Annotated in this window: 16 protein-coding genes and 1 tRNA gene; 14 read left to right on the top strand and 3 right to left on the bottom strand. The window is 70.8% G+C overall.

What is annotated here, in order from left to right; translation table 11 throughout:
* Positions 1–169 precede the first annotated feature (169 nt).
* Positions 170–1,075: a LysR family transcriptional regulator gene (locus SAVERM_RS08620; protein WP_010983065.1), complete on the top strand. Its 906-nt coding sequence runs from the start codon at positions 170–172 to the stop codon at positions 1,073–1,075.
* 169 nt (positions 1,076–1,244) lie between these two features.
* The gene (locus SAVERM_RS08615) at positions 1,245–1,604 is read left to right on the top strand and encodes an MmcQ/YjbR family DNA-binding protein (RefSeq protein WP_037645896.1); all 360 of its coding nucleotides are present in this window, start codon (positions 1,245–1,247) and stop codon (positions 1,602–1,604) included.
* A 39-nt stretch (positions 1,605–1,643) separates the two neighbouring features.
* On the opposite strand, the gene SAVERM_RS08610 is transcribed toward SAVERM_RS08615, so the two are convergent.
* Together SAVERM_RS08610 and SAVERM_RS08605 are read right to left on the bottom strand one after the other, a co-directional pair.
* Complete coding sequence (locus tag SAVERM_RS08610) at positions 1,644–2,555, bottom strand: transketolase family protein (RefSeq protein WP_010983063.1); 912 nt, start codon at positions 2,553–2,555, stop codon at positions 1,644–1,646.
* 98 nt (positions 2,556–2,653) lie between these two features.
* Positions 2,654–3,364, bottom strand: a complete 711-nt coding sequence (locus SAVERM_RS08605) for a thiamine pyrophosphate-dependent enzyme (RefSeq protein WP_010983062.1) — start codon at positions 3,362–3,364, stop codon at positions 2,654–2,656.
* A gap of 198 nt (positions 3,365–3,562) precedes the next feature.
* Between SAVERM_RS08605 and SAVERM_RS08600 the strand changes: the two genes are divergently transcribed.
* The 10 genes from SAVERM_RS08600 (at position 3,563) to SAVERM_RS08555 (ending at position 14,702) form a co-directional block, all read left to right on the top strand.
* A tRNA-Pro gene (locus tag SAVERM_RS08600) sits at positions 3,563–3,636 on the top strand.
* Between the two features lie 403 nt (positions 3,637–4,039).
* Positions 4,040–5,506 (top strand): aldehyde dehydrogenase family protein, encoded by a 1,467-nt coding sequence (locus tag SAVERM_RS08595; RefSeq protein ID WP_010983061.1) that lies wholly within the window; start codon positions 4,040–4,042, stop codon positions 5,504–5,506.
* A 31-nt stretch (positions 5,507–5,537) separates the two neighbouring features.
* The gene (locus tag SAVERM_RS08590) at positions 5,538–7,082 is read left to right on the top strand and encodes a GMC family oxidoreductase (protein ID WP_010983060.1); all 1,545 of its coding nucleotides are present in this window, start codon (positions 5,538–5,540) and stop codon (positions 7,080–7,082) included.
* Entirely contained in the window at positions 7,082–8,578 is a 1,497-nt protein-coding gene (locus tag SAVERM_RS08585; protein ID WP_010983059.1) for an APC family permease, read from the top strand. The genes SAVERM_RS08590 and SAVERM_RS08585 overlap by 1 nt, the downstream gene beginning before the upstream one ends.
* Positions 8,579–8,908: 330 nt before the next feature.
* Positions 8,909–9,559, top strand: coding sequence for a GntR family transcriptional regulator (locus SAVERM_RS08580; RefSeq protein ID WP_010983058.1), 651 nt, complete (start codon positions 8,909–8,911; stop codon positions 9,557–9,559).
* Positions 9,560–9,604: 45 nt separating this feature from the next.
* Positions 9,605–10,354, top strand: a complete 750-nt coding sequence (locus SAVERM_RS08575) for a PIG-L deacetylase family protein (RefSeq protein WP_010983057.1) — start codon at positions 9,605–9,607, stop codon at positions 10,352–10,354.
* Complete coding sequence (locus tag SAVERM_RS08570; RefSeq protein WP_010983056.1) at positions 10,351–11,061, top strand: 4-carboxy-4-hydroxy-2-oxoadipate aldolase/oxaloacetate decarboxylase; 711 nt, start codon at positions 10,351–10,353, stop codon at positions 11,059–11,061. The genes SAVERM_RS08575 and SAVERM_RS08570 overlap by 4 nt, the downstream gene beginning before the upstream one ends.
* Positions 11,058–12,158, top strand: coding sequence for a 4-oxalomesaconate tautomerase (locus SAVERM_RS08565; RefSeq protein WP_174514634.1), 1,101 nt, complete (start codon positions 11,058–11,060; stop codon positions 12,156–12,158). Before SAVERM_RS08570 ends, SAVERM_RS08565 begins: the two co-directional genes overlap by 4 nt.
* Positions 12,159–12,168: 10 nt before the next feature.
* Entirely contained in the window at positions 12,169–13,119 is a 951-nt protein-coding gene (locus tag SAVERM_RS08560; protein ID WP_010983054.1) for a catechol 2,3-dioxygenase, read from the top strand.
* A 254-nt stretch (positions 13,120–13,373) separates the two neighbouring features.
* Positions 13,374–14,702 (top strand): MFS transporter, encoded by a 1,329-nt coding sequence (locus SAVERM_RS08555; RefSeq protein WP_010983053.1) that lies wholly within the window; start codon positions 13,374–13,376, stop codon positions 14,700–14,702.
* Positions 14,703–15,002: 300 nt separating this feature from the next.
* Here SAVERM_RS08555 and SAVERM_RS08550 read toward each other — a convergent pair whose 3' ends face one another.
* Positions 15,003–15,773, bottom strand: a complete 771-nt coding sequence (locus SAVERM_RS08550) for an SDR family NAD(P)-dependent oxidoreductase (RefSeq protein WP_010983052.1) — start codon at positions 15,771–15,773, stop codon at positions 15,003–15,005.
* 302 nt (positions 15,774–16,075) lie between these two features.
* On the opposite strand from SAVERM_RS08550, the gene SAVERM_RS08545 reads away from it, so the two are divergent.
* Together SAVERM_RS08545 and SAVERM_RS08540 are read left to right on the top strand one after the other, a co-directional pair.
* Positions 16,076–16,780 (top strand): response regulator transcription factor, encoded by a 705-nt coding sequence (locus SAVERM_RS08545; protein WP_010983051.1) that lies wholly within the window; start codon positions 16,076–16,078, stop codon positions 16,778–16,780.
* A 343-nt stretch (positions 16,781–17,123) separates the two neighbouring features.
* Complete coding sequence (locus tag SAVERM_RS08540) at positions 17,124–18,365, top strand: cytochrome P450 (RefSeq protein ID WP_010983050.1); 1,242 nt, start codon at positions 17,124–17,126, stop codon at positions 18,363–18,365.
* The last annotated feature ends 18 nt before the right edge of the window (positions 18,366–18,383 follow it).

The raw sequence follows: 18,383 nt of genomic DNA, 5'->3' as shown, positions 1-18,383 counted from the left end.
CGATCCGGGTCGCGTCGGCGTGCGGGGGACGCTTCGGGGCGCCCCGGTGTGGGGGGCTGCGGGGCGGGCCCCGGTGTGCGGGAACGCGCCGAGCGCCTTCGCGCCCGGGGATTCCGGTCTGCTCGGCGCGCGGACAGGCCGGTTTGCCCGACCTGAGAGAATCGACCGCATGATCGAGGCGCGGCGGCTCCACATCCTCCGTGCGGTGGCCGACCACCGCACGGTGACGGCGGCTGCCGCCGCGCTGTATCTCACGCCCTCCGCGGTCTCCCAGCAGCTGACCGCCCTGGAACAGGAGACCGGCCACCGCCTCGTCGAGCGCAGCGCCCGAGGTGTACGCCTCACCCCGGCCGGCGAGATCCTGCTTGGTCACACCCACGCCGTACTCGCTCAACTGGAGCGCGCCGAGGCCGAGTTGGCGGCGTACAGCGCGGGCTCCGCGGGCACGGTCACGCTCGCCTCCTTCGCCACGGGCATCGGCCTCGTCGTCGCGCCCGCCCTGGCCCGGCTCGCCACGACCGCGCCCGGCATCCGGATCCGCGTCCAGGACGCCGAGGGGGACGCCAGCCTGCCGATGGTCCTCGACCGGCAGGTCGACGTCGCGGTCGCCGTCGAGTACCGGGGTGCGCCCGACGCCGACGATCCGCGCCTCACGCACATCCCGCTGTACGCGGAGCCCTTCGACGCCGTAGTCCCCGTCACCCACCGCCTCGCCGACACGGCCGAGGTCCCGCTCGCCGAACTGGCCAAGGATCCCTGGATCGGCCCGTACCCCGGCAACCCCTGCCATGACGTGGTGGTCCTGGCCTGCGAGAACGCCGGATTCCAGCCGCGCCTCGAACACTCCTCGGACGACTTCCGCGCGGTCGTCGCCCTCGCCTCGGCCGACGCGGGGGTGGCCCTGGTGCCACGCTCGGCGCTGCGCGGCATGGAGCTGACGGGCGTGGTCGTGCGGCCCGTCGACGGGGTCGCGCCCACGCGCCGGGTCTTCGCGGCCGTACGCCGTGGCGCGGAGAACCATCCGCTGATCCGGCCGGTCCTCGACGCGCTGGCGGAGGCCGCGACCGTGGACTGACCGGCGATCTTCTACGAGCGGGTGGGAGTCGAGTGCGACGGTGTGCCGCCGGCCCTGTAGGGGGCGGCGGCACGGTACGGCGCCGCTGTCGGCTGTCGGCTGTCGGTGTCGGCTGTGGGCCGTCCGCTCCCGCAGGGCGTTGTCGGTGGCGTTGGTTACGGTGCGACTCATGCTGGATGCCGAAGACGTACGCCGTATCGCCCTCTCCCTGCCGGACACCACGGAGAAGGTCGCCTGGAACATGCCCACCTTCAGGGTCGCGGGCAAGATGTTCGCCACCGTGCCGGAGGACGAGACCTCCATCGCCGTGCGCTGCCCCAAGGAGGAGCGCGACGAACTCGCCCTGGCGGAGCCCCGGAAGTTCTGGATCGCCGACCACGAGGCCGGCTTCGCCTGGGTGCGGGTCCGGCTCGTGGCGCTGGAGGACGAGGCCGAACTGCGCGACATCCTCGCCGACTCCTGGCGGCAGGCGGCTCCGCCCCGACTGATCGACGCCCACCCGGAGTTGGGGCTTCCGGCCGCGGACTGACCACCTGCCGGCGCTGTCGGTGCGCCGTGGCAGCGGCTGTCAGGCGCGCGCCGGGGCGCCCGCGAACTCCGCGATCCGCTGCCGCAGCGATCCCGCGTCCAGCCCATGGGCCGCCATGTGCTCGTCGACGCTGCCGTAGCGGCGCAGCTCGGGCCGGCCCACGCCGAGGCCGAGCACACGGTGCGGCACATCGTGGAGCGCGTCGTTCGCGGCGGCGGTCGAGGTCCCCGCCAGGTACGGCTCGACCAGGACGACATCGGTGCCCGCGGTCTCCGTGGCCCGGCGCAGGGCGACGGCGTCGAAGGGGCGGACGGTGGTCGCGTACAGGACGGTGACGTCGAGTCCCTCGGTGGCTTCGAGCACGGGGTCGAGCAGCGGGCCGACGGCGACGACCACGCCCGCGCGTCCCTCGCGGACGGTCAGGAAGCGCTCGCCGTCGACGGCGCGGCGCCGCGCGTTCGACTGCACGGACAGCCGTACGTACACCTTGTCGTCGCCCGCGGCCACGGCGTGCCTGAGCAGCGTCTCCGCCTCGTCCGGATGACCGGGGACGTGCATGGTCCAGCCGTCCAGCGTGTCCAGGAGGGCCACGTCACCGGGCGACATATGGGTGTAGCCGCCGGCGGGCCAGTCGAAGGAGGCCGCGGCGCTGACGAGGACCGCGCCCACGTCCTGGTGGCCGAGATCCAGCTTGACCTGCTCGAAGGGCCGCTCGACCAGAAAACTGGCGAACGTGTGCAGCACCGGCCGCAGCCCGGTCAGGGCGAGCCCCGCACCGGCTCCGACCAGGAGCTGTTCGCGGATACCGACGTTGATCACCCGGTCGGGATGCCTGCGCCGGGCCTCGGTGAAGCCGTCCTTGCCGATCTCGGCGAGGACGACCACGACCCGGGGGTCCTCGTCGAGCAGCCGGGAGACGACGGGGGCGAAACGGTCACGCATGGTGTCCATGGAGGGGGTGTCCTTTCACGGAACGTACGGCGGGCGGCGAGTGCTGTGCGGTGTGAGTGCTGTGTGGTGTGAGGCCGATGCGCGCAGGAGAGACGGACTCAGGCGTCCTTCGGGCGGACACGGGCGACGACTGCGAGCGGCCGGCCCTCGTGGGGCGCGGTGAAGGCGGCGTGCAAGGCCTCGTGGTCGTGGCCGTCGACGGTCGTGGTGGCCCAGCCGGCCGCCTCGAAGCGGGCGGCGATCCCGCCGGTCAGGGCGTGGGTGGCGGAGGAGTTGTCGATCACGATGGTGTGCAGGCGTTCGAGGCCGGCGGCACCGGCGTACGCGATCGCCTCGTGATTGCTCCCCTCGTCGAGTTCGGCGTCGCCGGTCAGCACCCAGACGCGCGGCTCGCCTAGTCCCTGGGCCCGCAGCCCCAGGGCCGTGCCCACGGCGATGGGCAGCCCGTGGCCGAGCGACCCGCTGCCGATCTCGGCGCCCGGCACCAGGACGCGGTCGGGGTGGTGCCCGAGCGGCGAGTCGTACGAGCCGAAGTCCGGCAGCCAGTCGACCGGCAGGAACCCCTTGGCGGCGAGAACGGCGTAGTACGCCATCGGCCCGTGCCCCTTGGACAGCAGGAACCGGTCCCGCCCCGGCTCGTCCACCCGCTCGGGAGCGACGCGCAGCACACGGTCGTAGAGCACCCACAGCGCGTCCAGCGTGGACGTCGCGGCGGGCCCGTGCTTCTCGTCGCCGGTCATCAGCCCCATCAGCCGGGGCAGGTCGGTGTACGCGTACTGCTGGGAACCGCGTTCCGTCGTGATCGTCATACCGACGATCGTGCAACCTCAACCAAACTTCAGGTCAAGCGCCGGCCGGTGCTTCTCGCCGCCGTGGCCGCGCCCGGTCCGTCGGCCTCGAATACCCGGTCCGTCGGCCCCGAATAAAGGAGTGCGCGACCACCGGCCGGAGTGCGGTATTGTTTCCGTGCACGTTCGGCCAGGGGAAATCCCAGGTCAGACGGGCAACGGGACGTGGCGCAGCTTGGTAGCGCACTTGACTGGGGGTCAAGGGGTCGCAGGTTCAAATCCTGTCGTCCCGACCGTGCGAAGGGTCTTCGCAGGCGAGAGCCTGTGGGGGCCCTTTTGCGTGGAAGGGGTCAGCTCGCACTGCCCGCCGATGCCACAGCGCCGCACGTCCCGCTCCCGCCGAGGCGCCGGCCGAGACCTGAGCCCGAGACCTGAGCCTGAGTTCTGAGCCTGAGTCCTGAGCCCGAGGCCTGAACCCGAGGCCTGAACCCGAGGGCAGGTCGGCACGTCCTCCCGTGGATCGCGCCTGCCCCCCCCGCACCGCAAGCGCGCGAGGCGCCCGTAGACCAGCGGGGTCAACTTATGGGCCCGCGCCCGCGCACCTGCGGTGTGCCGCTCCGGCCCGGCTCGGGCGCTGACGCAGGTTGGAGGTTCGGCGGTAGGACGGCTTCGGCCCTGCACGGAGGAGTGGCGGCGATGCCCGATCTGTTCATCGACGGTGAGTGGGTCCGGGGCGCGACAGGCACGACACGGGAGGTGGTCAATCCCTTCGACGCGACCGTTGTCCGCAGTGTCGACGAGGGCGATGCCACGGACGTCGACCGCGCGGTGACAGCGGCCAGGCGGGCCTTCCACGCCGCTGACTGGGCGGCCGCGCCGACACAGCGACGGGCGGACGTCCTGTTCCGGGTGGCGGAGTACCTCCTGCGGGACATCGAGGAGATCGCGCGGGACGAGACCCTGAACACGGGCAAGACCCTTGCCGAAGCCCGGATCGACGTCAAGGACGTGTCGAACGCCTTCCGCTACTTCGCCGAGATGGCCGGCAAGGACGCGGGACGCGTCGTCGACGCCGGCCCGGACGTTCTCAGCCGCGTCGTCCACGAACCCGTCGGGGTCTGCGCGCTGATCGCCCCCTGGAACTATCCACTGCTCCAGGCTTCTTGGAAGGTCGCACCGGCGCTCGCCGCGGGCAACACGTTCGTCCTCAAACCGAGCGAGATCACCCCGCTCACGACCATCGCCATGATGCGGCTCATCGAGGAGGCGGGCGCACCTCCCGGAGTGGCCAATCTCGTTCTCGGCGCCGGCGCCACCGTCGGGTCGGCGATGACGGTGCACCCGGAGGTGGACCTGGTGTCCTTCACGGGCGGTCTGGGAACCGGCCGCCGGATCATGGAGTCGGCGGCCCGCGAGGTGAAGAACATCGCCCTGGAACTGGGCGGCAAGAACCCGAACGTCGTCTTCGACGACGCGGACTTCGAGGCCGCGGTCGACCACACGCTCGACGCGTCCTTCCTGCACTCCGGGCAGGTCTGCTCGGCCGGCTCACGGCTGCTGGTGCAGGACTCCTGGCACGACCGCTTCGTCCGGGAACTCGCCGACCGTGCCTCCCGCATCCGGCTCGGCAACGGCCTCGACCCGCACACCGAGAGCGGTCCGCTCAGCTCCGCCGAACACCGGGCCAAGGTGGAGAAGTACATCGACCTCGGCCGGTCCGAGGGAGCACGGCTGGTGACCGGGGGCCGGCGCCCCGACGACCCGGACCTCGCACACGGCTTCTTCCTGCTGCCGACGATCTTCGACGACTGCGACCGGTCCATGCGCATCGTCCAGGAGGAGGTCTTCGGACCGGTGGTCACCGTCGAGACGTTCCGTACCGAGGACGAAGCGGTCGAGCTCGCGAACGACACCCGCTACGGGCTCGCGGCAGGTGTGTGGACCGGCGAGGCGAGCCGGGCGCAGCGTGTCGCCGCCCGGCTGCGGCACGGCACGGTGTGGATCAACGACTTCCACCCGTATCTCCCCCAGGCGGAGTGGGGCGGCTACGGGCAGTCGGGCGTGGGACGTGAGCTGGGACCCACGGGCCTGCGCGAATACCAGGAGATCAAGCACATCTACCAGAACCTCTCTCCCGGCCCCTCCGGCTGGTTCAAGGGCTGAGGGGCGTGACGGCATGGCTGGGGAGCGGTCCGTGACGGACGAACCGGAATACGACTACGTCATCGTCGGCGGGGGCACGGCCGGATGCGTTCTGGCGGCCCGCCTGACGGAGGACCCCGACTGCCGCGTCTGCGTCATCGAGGGCGGTCCCAGCGACGTGGGCGACGAGCGGATCCTGCGCCTGCGCAACTGGATCAACCTGCTCGGCTCGGAGTTCGACTACGGCTACACGACCGTGGAACAGCCGCGCGGGAACTCGCACATTCTGCATTCCCGGGCCCGCGTCCTCGGCGGCTGCTCCTCGCACAACACGGTCATCAGCTTCCTTCCGCTGCCCGAGGACCTCGACGACTGGGTCGACAGGGGCTGCACCGGCTGGGGTCCGGACGTGCTGCTGCCGTACCGTCATCGCCTCCAGAACCGGATCGTGCCGGTCGCCGACAAGGACCGCAATCCGATCGCCCGCGATTTCGTGACCGCCGCCGCTTCGGCCCTCGGGGTCCCGGTGATCGAGGACTTCAACGCGCGGCCGTTCGCCGAAGGCGCCGGATTCTTCTCCCTGGCGTACGAGCCGGAGAGCAACCGGCGCTCCTCCGCCTCCGTCGCCTATCTGCACCCCGTGCTGGACCGCCCCAACCTGACGCTCCGGCTGGAGACATGGGCGTACGGGCTGCTGCCGGACGGTGACGGCCGTCTCACCCGCGTCCAGGTCCGGCAGAGCGACGGCACCACCGCGACGGTGCGAGCCGCGCGCGACATGCTGCTGTGCGCGGGAGCGATCGACACACCGCGCCTGCTCCTGCTGTCCGGCGTGGGGCCCGCGCAGCAGCTCCGCGATCTCGGCATCGAGGTGCGGGCGGATGTGCCGGGCGTCGGCGAGAACCTCCTCGACCACCCCGAGTCGGTCATCGTCTGGGAGACGCACGGCCCGCTGCCCCCGAACTCGGCCATGGACTCGGACGCGGGACTGTTCCTGCGCCGCGCTCCGCGCGGGCCGCGCCCGGACCTGATGTTCCACTTCTACCAAGTCCCGTTCACGGTCAACACCGAACGGCTCGGCCACCCGGCGATCGAGCACGGCGTCTGTATGACACCGAACGTACCCAGAGCCCGCTCGGTGGGACGGATGTGGCTGGCCGACGCGGACCCGACGCGGCAGCCCTGCCTGGACTTCCGGTACTTCACCGACCCCGAGGGCTACGACGAGAAGACCATCGTCGACGGACTCGGGATCGCCCGGGAAGTGGCCGCCGCCGCACCGTTGCGGGACTGGCTGAAACGGGAGGTCGCGCCGGGACCGGACATCCGCACGGACGCCGAACTGTCCGCGTACGGAAGGAAAGCCGCGCACACCGTCTACCACCCGGCCGGCACCTGCCGGATGGGCGCGGACGACGATCCGCTGGCCGTCCTCGACCCGCAGCTGCGGGTGCGCGGCGTCAGCGGAGTGCGAGTCGTCGACGCGTCCCTGTTCCCGACGATGCCCACCATCAACCCGATGCTGACCGTGCTGCTGGCAGCGGAACGCGCGGTCGATCTGATCAAGGGGACGCGGCAGCCCGGAGAGGCACGCTGATGGCCGGAACCAGCGACCCGACCGCGGGAGCCGGCTCGCCGGGCGGGAAGCCCTCGGAACCCGGCTGGGTGCCGGACTCCAAGTTCCGCAAGGACATGGGGCCGTGGGCGAACTTCGCACTCGGCTTCACCTACCTGTCACCCGTCGTCAGTACCTACACCTTGTTCGGCACCGCGCTCGCCGCGGGCGGACCGCCCATGATCTGGGCGTTCCTGCTGGCCGGTGCCGGCCAGTTCCTCGTCGCCCTCGTCTTCGGCGAGGTCGTGGCGCAGTACCCCATCGCCGGAGGCGTCTATCCCTGGGCCCGGCGCCTGTGGGGCCCGCGGTGGGCCTGGATGACCGGCTGGGTCTATATGTGGGCGCTCCTGGTCACGATCACCTCGGTGGCGTACGGGGCAGGCCCGTACATCGCGATCCTGCTCGGCTTCGCGCCGACCGTGCACACGACCGTCGGGTGCACGGTGGTCCTCATCGTGGTGGCCGCCCTGATCAACTACGCGGGAACCAGGGCTCTTTCGTGGGCGGCCGTCATCGGTTTCACCGGGGAACTGGTCGGGGCGCTGGTCGTCGGCATCTACCTGCTGGTCACCCATCGCGAGCACGGCATCGGCGTCATCTTCGACTCCTTCGGCGCCGAGGGCGACGGCAGCTACCTGCCGGCGTTCCTCGGCGCGGCCATCATCGGCTTCTACCAGTACTACGGGTTCGAGGCCTGCGGCGACACCGCGGAGGAGGTCGAGCACCCCGGCCGTGTCATCCCCCGGGCCATGCGCCGCACGATCTACGTGGGCGGCGCCGCGGCCACCTTCACCTGCCTCACGCTCCTGCTGTCGGTGACGGACTACCGGGCCGTCATCTCCGGCAAGGACACCGACCCCGTGGTGCGCGTGCTGTACGACGCGATGGGCGAAGTGGGCGCCAGGCTCGTGATGGGGGTCGTCCTCATCTCGTTCCTGTCCTGCACCGTCAGCCTTCAGGCGGCGGCGGGCCGGCTCATCTACTCGTACGCACGCGACCGCATGATCTTCGGGCACAAGCTGCTGGAGCGGTTCTCCCCGGCACGGGCCGTACCCACCTACGCGCTGCTCGTCGCGGCCGTCGTGCCCGCGCTGATCGCCTTCGGCTCGCTGGTGTCGGAGAACGCCCTCACGAAGATCGTCTCGTTCGCGATCCTCGGTATCTACGCCTCGTTCCAGATGGTCGTCCTGGCCGCGCTGCGAGCCCGCCTCAAGGGCTGGGAACCCGCGGGCGAGTTCACTCTGGGCCGCTTCGGGCTCGTCGTGAACGCCGCCGCCCTGGCCTACGGGATCTTCGCCATCATCAACATCTGCTGGCCTCGAAATCCGGAACAGCCGTGGTTCGACAACTACGTCGTGCTGCTGTGCGGAGGCGTCGTCCTGATCACCGGCCTGCTGTACATGGTGACCACCCGCCACCACGGGCGCGGCGAGGCTCCGTCGGGAGACGCGATCCCTTGTGACGGTACTTCCGTCTGACGCCCTGACCGTGGTGGACAGCAGCGCCTGTTGTCGCTCACCAGGCCACCGAGACGGTCGGAAGACCGCGGCAGGAACCCCCGGCCTTCAGGCCGGGGAGCACGTCAGTACCTCGGACAGTACGGGTATCGGTATGCGCCCGAGCCCGAGGATTCCCTGACGGGTCGTCCCTCGTTCCGTACTCGCGTGCAGGCCCGGCACACAGCGAAACCGCGCCGCCCCGGGACCGTGGCGGCGCCGACGCATGCACGCAATATGGAGGACAAAATTGTTGACAATCTTGCTTGGCTAGATTTAGGTTCGACAGGCACTCACTCAGGGAGGGCAACGATGCCGAAGGAAGCCCGTCCGAGCACTGGAGAGCAGGCCAAGCAGCATGCGTTGACGCAGCTGCGGCAGGCGATCCTGCACGGCGAGATGGCACCGGCGCAGCGGCTGGTGGAGAACGAACTCGCCGAACAGTTCGGTGTGACGCGGGCCAGCATCCGGGCGGCGCTCATCGATCTGGCGGCCGAAGGGCTGGTGGAGCGGATCCGCAACCGCGGTTCGCGGGTGCGGGTGGTGACCGTGGAGGAAGCGGTCGCCATCACCGAGTGCCGCATGGTCCTCGAAGGGCTGTGCGCGGCCAAGGCGGCCGTCGCGGCCAGCGACGAGCAGCTGACCGAGCTCGCGGACCTGGGCGCGGCGATGACCAAGGCCGTGGCCGACGGCGAGCCGGTGACGTACTCGGAGCTCAACCATGAACTGCACGACAGGATCCGGGAGTTCTCCGGGCAGCAGACGGCCGTGGAGCTACTGGAGCGGCTCAACGCGCAACTGGTGCGCCATCGCTTCCAGTTGGCGCTGAGACCGGGGCGTCCGCAGCACTCCCTGAACGAGCACCTGTCCATGATCGAAGCGATCAGGGACAGGGACCCGCAGGCGGCCGAGGTGGCCGTCCGCGCCCACCTCACCAGCGTGATCGAGGCGCTGCGCGACTGACGCGGACGAGGCGGGCGCACCCCTGTTCACCAAGGAGATTCAGTAATGACGCACGGCAACGCGCCCGCCACCCCACGGTCCACACTCGTCATCACCGCGCACGCCGGGGACTTCGTGTGGCGAGCGGGCGGAGCCATCGCCCTGGCGGCGTCCCGCGGCGAGAAGGTCACCATCGCGTGTCTGACCTTCGGTGAGCGCGGCGAATCCGCCAAGGCGTGGCGCGAGGGCAAGTCGCTGGAGGAGATCAAGGGGATCCGGCGCGAGGAGGCCGAGAAGGCGGCCGCCACCCTCGGCGCCGAGGTCGTCTTCTTCGACGCCGGCGACTACCCCCTGCTCGCCACGCCCGAGTTGACCGACCGGCTGGTGGCCGTTCACCGGCAGGCCCAGCCGGACGTCGTGCTCACCCACCCCCTCGACGACCCCTACAACGGCGACCACCCGGCGGCGGCTCGGATGGCCCTGGACGCGCGCGTGCTCGCCCAGGCCATCGGCTACCCGGCCCCCGGGGAGATCATCGGGGCCCCGCCGGTGTTCTTCTTCGAGCCGCACCAGCCCGAGATGTGCGGGTTCAAGCCGGAGGTCCTCCTCGACATCACCGAGGTGTGGGAGACCAAGCGCAAGGCCATGGAGTGCCTGGCCGCCCAGCAGCACCTGTGGGACTACTACACCGACCTGGGCAAGCGCCGCGGTGTCCAGCTCAAGCGCAACGCCGGACCCAACCTCGGTCTGCCGCACGCCACGTACGCCGAGGCGTACATGCGTCCCTACCCGCAGGTCACGGGGGAGCTGGCATGAGCGGCGTGATCGTCACCAACCCGCCCAAGGCGGATGCGAAGGACGTCGAGTCGCTGTCCGGCTACGGCGTGGCCACGGTCCACGAGGCGCTCGGCCGCAGCGGCCTCCTCGGCCCCGACCTGCGCCCCATCCAGCAGGGCGTACGGATCTGCGGCAGCGCCGTCACCGTACTCAGCTGGCCCGGCGACAACCTCATGATCCACGCGGCGGTGGAGCAGTGCGGCGAGGGCGACCTCCTGGTCGTCACCACCACCTCTCCCTCCACCGACGGCATGTTCGGCGAGCTGTTCGCCACCGCCCTCCAACGGCGGGGCGTGCGCGGCCTGGTGACCAACGCGGGCGTGCGGGACACCGAAGAACTGCGTGAGATGGGCTTCCCGGTGTGGGCGAGGGCCGTGAGCTCCCAGGGCACCGTGAAGGCCACCGGCGGCTCGGTCAACGTACCGGTCGCGATCGGCGGGCAGACGGTCCGGCCCGGCGATGTGATCCTCGCCGACGACGACGGTGTCATGTGTGTGCCCCGCGAGCGGTCCGCCCGGGCCGTCGAGGCGTCCGCCGCCCGCACCGCCAAGGAAGAGGCGTCCCGCGCCGCCTTCGCCAAGGGCGAGCTGGGCCTCGACCGCTACGGACTGCGCGACACCCTCGCCCGGCTCGGCGTCGAGTACCGCACCTACGAGGAGTACGCCCGCGAGGAGGCGGGCTCGTGACCGGGACCCGGGAGGTGCGCTGCATGCTCATGCGCGGCGGCACCTCCAAGGGGGCCTACTTCCTGGCCGAGGACCTGCCCGCCGACGCCGGCGCGCGCGACGACCTGCTGCTGCGCGTCATGGGCAGCCCCGATCCGCGCCAGATCGACGGCCTGGGCGGGGCGCATCCCCTGACCAGCAAGGTGGCCGTCGTCTCCGTCTCCGCCGACCCCGAGGCGGACGTCGGCTATCTGTTCCTCCAAGTCGGCGTCGACACCGCCCAGGTGACCGACCGGCAGAACTGCGGCAACCTGCTCGCCGGGGTCGGCCCCTTCGCCGTGGAACGCGGGCTGGTCGCCCCGGGGGACGCGGAGACGTCCGTACGGATCCGCATGCTCAACACCGGGGACCTGGCCGTCGCGACCTTTCCCACCCCGGGGGGACGCGTCGACTACACCGGCTCGGCCGAGATCTCCGGTGTGCCGGGGACCGCCGCCCCGGTGGTCATCGAGTTCCCGCCGGGCGGCAGTCCGCTGCTGCCTACAGGGCTGGCCCGTGACGTCGTCGCCGGCACCCCGGTGACCTGCGTGGACAACGGAATGCCGACCGTGTTGATCGCCGCTTCCTCACTGAACGTCAAGGGCTACGAGGACCCCAAGGACCTGGAGGAGGATGTGGCCCTCGCCGACCGGCTCCGGGCGATCCGGCTGGAGGCCGGACGGCTGATGGGGCTCGGTGACGTCGACGGCACCACCGTGCCCAAACTCAGCCTCCTGGCACCGCCCCTGCACGGCGGCGCGATCATGACCCGCACCTTCATCCCGGTGCGCTGCCACACCTCCATCGGTGTCCTGGGCGCCGCGAGTGTGGCCGCCGGGCTGCGCGTCGAGGGGGGCGTCGGCCAGGACCTGGCGCGCCTGCCCGCACACGGGGACCGATTGCGCATCGAGCACCCCACCGGGTTCCTCGACCTCGAAACCAGCATCGAGCACGGCGCCGCGGGCGCAGTGCCGGTGGCCCGCCGGACCGCCGTCGTGCGTACCGCGCGAAAGATCTTCGACGGCACCGTCTTCCCCCGGTCCGCCGCAACCGCGCCGACACCCGCGCGCCACAGCTAAGGAGACAAGGATGACTCCGCCCCTCGGAGACATCGCCCACCTCGGGCACGTCGAACTGCTCACCCCGGACCTGGACCGCAGTGTCCGGTTCTTCACCGACATCCTCGGGCTGACCGTCAACGGCACCTCCGGAGACTCCGTCTACCTGCGGACCTGGGACGACTACGAGCACCACAGTCTGATCCTCACCGCGCACGGGAAGCCGGGGATGCGCCGCACGGCCCTGCGCGCCTCCAGCGAGGAGGCCCTTCAGCGCCGGGTCAAGGATCTGGAGAACACCGGCCGCGGGGGTCGCTGGGTCGAGGACGAACCGGGCATCGGCCCGCTGTACGTCTCCAGTGATCCCGACGGCCACGAACTCGCCCTGTATTGGGAGAGCGAGTGGTACGAGGCACCGCCCGAGCTGAAGCCGGGTCTGAAGAACCAGCCCCAGGCCAAGCCCGGCCAGGGCGTGGGCGTGCGCCGCCTGGACCACGTCAACTTCCTCGCCTCCGACGTCGCGGCCAACGCGGCCTTCACCCGGGAGGTGCTCGGCGCCCGCGCCACCGAGCAGATCGTGCTCGACAGCGGGAAGGTGGCCGCCCAGTGGCTCACCTTCACCAACAAGTCGTACGACGTCGTCTACACCTCGGACTGGACGGGTTCCAGCGGACGGCTGCACCACGTCGCGTTCGCGACCGACAACCGTGACGACATCCTGCGCGCCGCCGACCTCTGCCTCGACAACGACGTGTTCATCGAGACCGGTCCGCACAAGCACGCCATCCAGCAGACGTTCTTCCTGTACGTCTACGAGCCGGGCGGCAACCGCATCGAGCTGTGCAACCCGCTCACCCGTCTGGTGCTGGCCCCCGACTGGCCGCTGATCACCTGGACCGAGGCCGAGCGGGCCAAGGGGCAGGCCTGGGGCCTGAAGACCATCGAGTCCTTCCACACCCACGGCACACCGCCCGTCGACTGAAACAAGCCATACAGAGGGGGTGGGCGGCGCACAGTTCTGTGCCGCCCACCCCTTGTCGTACCTGCTCCCGCGGCCGTATCGGCGGCCATGGCCGACTGTCTTGATTGTTTCTAAGATTGTTGACAAAAGCGTTGACACTTTCCAGGGCGGCTCTTTACCGTCGAGCGCACCACCGGGTCAGCCGCACGAGCCGCGACGGCCCGCCTCACAGATCCCCTCCAGGGACACGCCTCCTGGACGAGAGGAAAACAACGATGTCCTCCTCCCACCTGTCCGCTCGCGGCAGCAGACTGGCCGCGCTGGTCGTCGGCCTGTGCTGGCTGGTCGTCCTCTTCGACGGCCTCGACATGTTCGTCTACGGCGCCGTGCTGCCCCACATGCTGGAGGAGCACGCCCTCGGCCTCGAGCCGTCCCAGGCCGGCGACCTCGGCAGCTACGCCACCTTCGGCATGCTGATCGGCGCCCTGTCCGCGGGTACGGTCACCGACTGGGTCGGCCGCAAGAAGGTCATCCTCAGCTGCACCGCGGTGTTCTCGCTCGCCTCCGCCCTGTGCGCGGTCGCCCCCAGCATCGGTGTCTTCGGACTCGGCCGCTTCATCGCCGGCCTCGGCCTCGGCGGCCTGCTGCCCACCACGATCACGATGGTCGCCGAGTACGCCCCGCGCGGTCGCGGCGCCCTGATCGTCGGCATGCTGATGACCGCCCATCAGGCCGGCGGCATCCTCTCGGGCTTCGTGGGTCTGTGGACCGGCGGCGCGGGCGGCTGGCGCGTCGCCTACTGGATCTGCGTGGTCCCGCTGTTCATCGGAGTGCCGCTGGTCGCCAAGTTCCTGCCGGAGTCGATGAGCTTCCTGCTCGCCCGGGGCCGCACCGAGGAAGCCCGTGAACTCGCCCGCCGCTACGACGTCGACATGCCCGCCCCCGAGGCGGAGCGCCCCGCCGCCGGGGAGCGCTGGAGCGCCCTCGCCGCACTGTTCCGCGGCAACCTGTGGCGCACCACCCTGCTGTTCTGGCTGGCCTCCTTCTGCGGACTGCTGCTCGTGTACGGCGTCAGCAACTGGCTGCCCACCATGATGCGCGGCGCTGGCTACGAGCTCGGCTCCTCCCTGTCGTTCGTCATCGTCATCAACCTCGGCGGCATCGTGGGCATGCTGGTCGCCGGCCGCTTCTCCGACCGCTACGGCGCGCCGCTCGTCGCCACCATCTGGTTCGCGGCCACCGCCGTCGGCGTCTACCTGCTCGGCATTCACATGCCGCTCGCGCTCACCTACGTGGTGGTCTTCCTCACCGGCCTGTTCCTCTTCAGCGCCCAGGCCATGATCTACGCGGCGGTGGCCGGCCGCTCCGGTGCCGACAACCGCGCCACGGCCGTGGGCTGGGTGTCCGGCATCGGCCGCTTCGGAGCCGTCTTCGGGCCGTGGCTCGGCGGCCAGCTCGTCGCGAGCAAGGCCGAGGGCTGGGGCTTCACCGCCTTCGCCGTCGCCGCCGTCCTGGCCACCGTGTTCGTGAGCCTCACCGGCCTGCGCAGCCCGCGGCGGACGCAGGGGAGCACCGCTCCGCAGCGGCTGTCCACCACCGGCTGACCACGGAGACCCGCGCCCGGGCCGGACCGAGAGCGGTCCGGCCCGGGTCTGTGCCCTGATCTCGCGACGCGCCCGGCGGACCGTCAACACCGGTTGCTCCGCAGCCACTTGAGCGGAGGACCCCGACGGCGTGAGCGAACCGGCCCGACCGATCGCCCGCCTCGCAAGCGTCCGTTCAGGGGAGGCGCGGCCCCTGCGACCCGTAGGCGGTCATGCGGGCGGCGGTCGGTTCGGTCGCCGACCTGTGCCTGCTCCGCGTACGTCGACGGACGCCGGATCACACCGGAGCGCGCCGACCGGTCAGACGCTGTACCCGCCGTCGACACCCAGGGACTGGCCGGTGATGTAGCCGGCGCGGTCCGAGGCCAGGAACGCGACCGCTTCCGCGATGTCCGTCGCATCGCCGAAGCGGCGCAGCGGGATGTTGCCCCGGGTGATCTCCAGCGCCGCCTCGTCGAGTTCGCCGGACTCGATCAGGCGTGCGGCCATGCCGTCGGTCAGCATGCCGGGCGCGACACAGTTGACGCGTACGCCGTAGCGTCCCTCTTCGGCGGCCAGCGCCCGAGCGACCGCCTCGACCGCCCCCTTCGTGCCCGACGACAGTCCGTCGCGGACCGGGAACCGGCGGGTGGCCACGGTGGTGACGGCGACGATGCTGCCCCGGCTCTCACGCAGTGGCGGCAGCGCGGGATGGACCAGGTTGAAGAACGCCCCCGCGTCCGCCGCGAGTTGGGCATGGTATTGACTCGGCGACACCCTGCTCAGATGCACCATCGGTACGTGCGGGCCCGCCGCGTACACGAGGGTGTGGAGCCCGCCCGGCGTTCCGGCGGCCCCGGACACGGCCCGCGCCGTGGCCGCCTCGTCGCCCAGGTCGAGCCGAACCGCCACGACGCGGCGTCCGTACGCCTCGGCCTCACCGGCGAGACCGTCGGCAGCGGCCTGCTGGGAGCGGTACGTGAACACCACGTCGCTGCCCCGCCGCGCCAGCGTACGGACGATCGCCGCGCCGATCCCGCCGGTGCCCCCCGCGACGAACGCGACGCCTGCCCTGCTGGAGAAGTCCGGCACCGTACTGCCTCACAATCCGGGCGAGTTGGCGATGACGACGTTCGTGGCCTCGCTTGTCCTCGTACCCCCCGAACGGCTTGAGTCAACGGCCCACGGCCAGGGGCTCCCCGGATATTGCTTGAGTCAGGCAACTGGAGAGTAGGGTGATGCGGGTCGGCGAGTTTCTCGTCCATGCCGTCGAGGAGGTCCCCGGGTTCGGCCCGGGGCCGGGACATCCCGCGGCCTGACGCGATCGGACGGCACCCATGTCCCGGCCGCCGCCGTTCAGGCGTGAGGCATGAGTCCTACAGGAATGGTCTTCCATGTACGGCAGAGCCAGTGAGAGACCCTTGCTCGCCCGCGGAGACGGGCGGCACGTACTGATTGTCGTAGACGACCCGGAGATCGCCGAACTGCTGTCGACGACCATGGAACTGGCGGGCTTTCGGATCAGCGTGGCGGATACGGCGGGCGAGGCGGTGGCGCGGCTCGTGAAGCGTCGGTTCGACCTCGTGGTCCTCGACGCGGACCTCTCGGACATGACGGAACTCGCGCAGGAGCCCCGCCTCGCCGTCGTCGAGCGCCCGCGGGTGCTGCTCCTGGCCGAGTACGACTCCCTGGACCGGCTGCTGCCCGAGCTGGGGCCGGGGGAGACGGACTATGTCACCAAGCCCCTTCGGATCGCCGAAGTCCTGGCCAGAGCGCAGGTCTTACTGCACGGCAGGCGGCGGGTGCGCCGGGAGGGCACACTGGGCTACGGGGATCTGGTGCTCGACGACAGCACCTGCCAGGCGTGGCGTGGACAGCGGGCGCTCGACCTGACGCCCGCGGAGTACCGGCTGCTGCGCCACCTGCTCGTCAACGCGAACAAGGTGCTCTCGAAGGAGCGGATCGGCCGGTTCGTCCGGGGCGAGTTCCGCGGGGGCAACGCGATCGAACAGCTCGTCTCCCGGGTGCGACGCAAGGTCGACCGGGACGGGCCGCCGCTGATCCACACCCGCCGGGGCTTCGGCTACTGGCTGGGGTGAGAGCAAACGAGATGACGTCGGGGGTGGCCGGGCAAGCGCCGTTCCCTTCCGTTCCAGGGTGGCGCCGCGCTGACGCGGTGCCACCCTTCGCCGTTCGGGCGAGTGCGGCGCAGAGGCCATCACGCCGGGCCAATGACTGGAACGCGCAAGGTAGTTGGGCTTGAACGCGCCCTTCGGTCCGCCGGCGGCAAGGCGAGAAGATGTGACGTGCATCACGTCAGATTTTTGTCAGGAAACTGACCGGACGCTGTCAGTCCGCTCTGTTTGCATGTGCTCATCGAGGCCTCGAATCCGTCACCCCCGGCGCTTCCTTCCGACCGGACCCCCACCACCGAGGAGAGACATGGCCGATGCCCTGGCGGGCCGCGCGCCCGACGCCACCCCGCCGGTCGCCGCGTACCCGATGCCCCGGGCGGTGAGCTGCCCGCTCGCCCCGCCGCCCGCCCTGCAACCGTTGCGCGACGAGCAGCCGATCACCAAGGTGCGGATCTGGAACGGCAGCACGCCCTGGCTCATCACCCGCCACGCCGATCAGCGCGCCCTGCTCACCGACCCCCGCGTCAGCAACGACGACCGCGATCCCGGCTTCCCCTACGTGAACGCGCACCGCGCGGAGATCGCGCACGCGACCCCGAGGCTCATCACCAACACCGACGCACCGGAACACACCCGGCTGCGCCGGACGGTCAACGCACCTTTCCTCATCAAGCGGATCGAGGCCATGCGGCCCGCCGTCCAGCGGATCGTCGACGGTCTGATCGACGACATGCTGGACGGACCGAACCCGGCCGATCTCCTCACCGCGCTCGCGCTGCCCGTGCCGTCCCTGGTCATCGCCCAGTTGCTCGGTGTGCCGTACGCGGACCACGAGTTCTTCCAGCGCAACAGCAACCTCGTGCTCGACAACTCCGTTCCGGCCGAGGAGGCGCGGGCGGCGAGCGGGGCCCTCGCCGCCTACCTCGACACCCTGCTCGCGGAGAAGACCGCCGCCCCCGACGCGGACGTGCTGTCCGAGATGGGCGGCCGGATCAAGGCCGGCGAGATGACGCACCGCGAGGCTGTCCACATGGGCGTCGCCATGCTCATCGCCGGACACGAGACCACCGCGACGATGATCAGCCTCGGCACCCTCGCCCTGCTCGAACACCCGGAGCAGCTGGCCGTGCTGCGGGACGCCGAGGACCCGAAGGTGATCGCGGCCGCGGTGGAGGAACTGCTGCGCTATCTGACCATCGTCCACTCCGGCATCCGCCGGGTCGCCAAGGAGGACATCGAGATCGGCGACCGGGTCATCGGCGCCGGGGACGGCCTTCTGTTCGATCTGCACGCCGCGAACTGGGACTCGGAGGCCTTTCCCGAGGCCGACCGGCTGGACCTGAGCCGTCCCGCCCGCCACCACCAGGCATTCGGCTACGGGCCCCACCAGTGTCTGGGACAGTCGCTGGCCCGGCTGGAGCTCCAGGTCGTCTACGGCACGCTCTACCGCCGCTTCCCCACACTGCGTCTGGCCGCCCCGATCGACCGGCTCGCGTTCCACCACACCGGCACCACCTACGGCGTCCGCTGTCTGCCCGTCACCTGGTGACACCCCCCCATACGAAGG

The organism is Streptomyces avermitilis MA-4680 = NBRC 14893 (genome assembly GCF_000009765.2).
Taxonomy (GTDB): domain Bacteria; phylum Actinomycetota; class Actinomycetes; order Streptomycetales; family Streptomycetaceae; genus Streptomyces; species Streptomyces avermitilis.
Note: the sequence above shows the minus strand (reverse complement) of the source record. Positions and strands in the feature narration are given on the sequence as shown.

Excerpts from the sequence above, each read along its gene's own strand:
- SAVERM_RS08595 (WP_010983061.1), top strand. The coding sequence starts at position 4,040 with ATGCCCGATCTGTTCATCGACGGTGAGTGGGTCCGGGGCGCGACAGGC.
- SAVERM_RS08620 (WP_010983065.1), top strand. The coding sequence starts at position 170 with ATGATCGAGGCGCGGCGGCTCCACATCCTCCGTGCGGTGGCCGACCAC.
- SAVERM_RS08575 (WP_010983057.1), top strand. The coding sequence starts at position 9,605 with ATGACGCACGGCAACGCGCCCGCCACCCCACGGTCCACACTCGTCATC.
- SAVERM_RS08545 (WP_010983051.1), top strand. The coding sequence starts at position 16,076 with ATGTACGGCAGAGCCAGTGAGAGACCCTTGCTCGCCCGCGGAGACGGG.
- SAVERM_RS08560 (WP_010983054.1), top strand. The coding sequence starts at position 12,169 with ATGACTCCGCCCCTCGGAGACATCGCCCACCTCGGGCACGTCGAACTG.
- SAVERM_RS08585 (WP_010983059.1), top strand. The coding sequence starts at position 7,082 with ATGGCCGGAACCAGCGACCCGACCGCGGGAGCCGGCTCGCCGGGCGGG.
- SAVERM_RS08570 (WP_010983056.1), top strand. The coding sequence starts at position 10,351 with ATGAGCGGCGTGATCGTCACCAACCCGCCCAAGGCGGATGCGAAGGAC.
- SAVERM_RS08605 (WP_010983062.1), bottom strand. The coding sequence starts at position 3,364 with ATGACGATCACGACGGAACGCGGTTCCCAGCAGTACGCGTACACCGAC.
- SAVERM_RS08555 (WP_010983053.1), top strand. The coding sequence starts at position 13,374 with ATGTCCTCCTCCCACCTGTCCGCTCGCGGCAGCAGACTGGCCGCGCTG.
- SAVERM_RS08580 (WP_010983058.1), top strand. The coding sequence starts at position 8,909 with ATGCCGAAGGAAGCCCGTCCGAGCACTGGAGAGCAGGCCAAGCAGCAT.
- SAVERM_RS08615 (WP_037645896.1), top strand. The coding sequence starts at position 1,245 with ATGCTGGATGCCGAAGACGTACGCCGTATCGCCCTCTCCCTGCCGGAC.
- SAVERM_RS08540 (WP_010983050.1), top strand. The coding sequence starts at position 17,124 with ATGGCCGATGCCCTGGCGGGCCGCGCGCCCGACGCCACCCCGCCGGTC.
- SAVERM_RS08610 (WP_010983063.1), bottom strand. The coding sequence starts at position 2,555 with ATGGACACCATGCGTGACCGTTTCGCCCCCGTCGTCTCCCGGCTGCTC.